Source organism: Streptomyces sp. N35 (genome assembly GCF_016464295.1).
Lineage (GTDB): Bacteria > Actinomycetota > Actinomycetes > Streptomycetales > Streptomycetaceae > Streptomyces.
The window spans coordinates 1-1,535 of record NZ_JAEIMH010000128.1 but is presented as its reverse complement, the minus strand read 5'-3'; the positions used below and the strand labels follow the sequence as shown (position 1 = coordinate 1,535).

The following is a 1,535-nucleotide window of genomic DNA, read 5'->3' as shown; positions in this document are numbered from 1 at the left end:
CAGAAACCACCATCGAGGGCCTTGCGCTCGCCCTCGACGTACCACGCAGCCAGGTCGAGAAGGCCGCGGGGATCTACCGCGATCGGCCAGCTGAGCCGTTCGTGCTACCCCCAAGGGCTAACCAACTCACGAAGAAGGAGCGCGAGGCGATCCTCCTCATGGTTGACGCCTTCCTTAACTCCTCCGAGCTACTTCGCCAACGCGAGCACGAGGCCGAGGGGCTACGGGCTCAGCAAGCCCAATACCGGGAACTCCTCCGGCGGCGCAATGCAACGAACAAGGCCATTGCCGCCGAGGCCATTCGCCTGGGAGTACTCCCTGCCGACTACGTCTTTACTGAGCTCGACCAAGACGAAGGGGAGTTCTACCTGCTGGACAGGTCGCTCCAGGACGACTTGCAACGCTACTCAAGTCGACTGACAGCTGAAGGAGCGGACGCAGCCGCCCGAGCAGAGGAGTTCAGGATCTACTTGGACGCAGTGCTCCACGCCGCGATGTTCGGCCGGACAGAACCAACCGAGGCCGATTGGGAGCACGCTCGGTCGACACCTGCGCGACGCGCACATCCAGTTCCAACCACGCCTCGCGCCGCACAATCCCGGTACACAGTGGCAGCGTTCGGAGGTCGGCCGGCGCCGGATGATGTTGCGCGGGCCATCGAGTTCCTCGAGGCCAAGCGCAAAACCAAAGAGCAGCAGGGCGACACGTCAGGAGATTGACGGTACTTGGCGCCTGTCACTCGAACGAGTGATAGCCCCGGTCGGGTGACGCCGACCGGGGCTTTTGCGCTTGATGAGGCGTCTTCTGCCTGATAAAAACGTACACCTGTTCGATAGATCGCTCGGGCACTCGGCTCGCAGCCAGAGAGGGTGCCGTGTCCTCCGACCGGATGAATTGTTCAGCCGCCAACCACCGAGCGTCGCGTGTTGACGGCCATTCGGCCCAGCCTGCGGTCTACAAAACAGGCAATACACCTCCGCCACGCGCGAATTGGAGGGCCCGGCCATGACAGCAACCGCGCCTCCGTCCCCACCCAACGAGCCGCCAACGGACCCGGAGTCAGAGCTCGCCGCCTGCGTAGCCGACCCCGAGGCAGCGCTGAAACAGCGCGGGATCCAAGTCGAGAGGCGGTGGACGCGAAACACACTCGCCATGCTCGTCACCAACGAGGAGACCGGCGAGCAGACTGTGTTCATCGTCGAAAACGCATCAGCCCTGCTCGAAAGGTTTCTCCTCCTCCACGAGCTCGCCCACATCCTCCTCGGGCACAGGGGGTGCTCCTTCTACCGCGGCTTCCTGTTCCGGCCCAGCTCGAGCAAGGAAGAGCACCAGGCGGACCAGCTTGTCGCCGCAGCAGCCATCCCCGTCAGTGATCTCCTCAAGGCGACCGAAGGTGCCCGCAGCCTCGACGACGTCGCACGCACGCTGGGTGTCCCCCGGTACTGGGTGAAGAAGCGACTCAAGATGCTGGACGATCTGCTGTAGGAACCAGCGAAAGGACACACGGGTGGCCGGCTCAATCGAAGACAGATGGC

Annotated in this window: 1 protein-coding gene and 1 pseudogene; both read left to right on the top strand. The window is 63.5% G+C overall.

The features are described 5' to 3' along the window. Positions 1-719 (top strand): annotated as a pseudogene (locus tag JAO81_RS39125) (hypothetical protein); the annotation flags it as partial. Between the two features lie 286 nt (positions 720-1,005). Further along, positions 1,006-1,485 carry an ImmA/IrrE family metallo-endopeptidase gene (locus tag JAO81_RS39120; protein WP_199552767.1) on the top strand — a complete coding sequence of 160 codons (480 nt, stop codon included), beginning with the start codon at positions 1,006-1,008 and terminating at the stop codon, positions 1,483-1,485. Positions 1,486-1,535 lie beyond the last annotated feature (50 nt).

Coding starts and splice junctions, on each gene's coding strand:
- JAO81_RS39120 (WP_199552767.1), top strand. CDS start 1,006: ATGACAGCAACCGCGCCTCCGTCCCCACCCAACGAGCCGCCAACGGAC.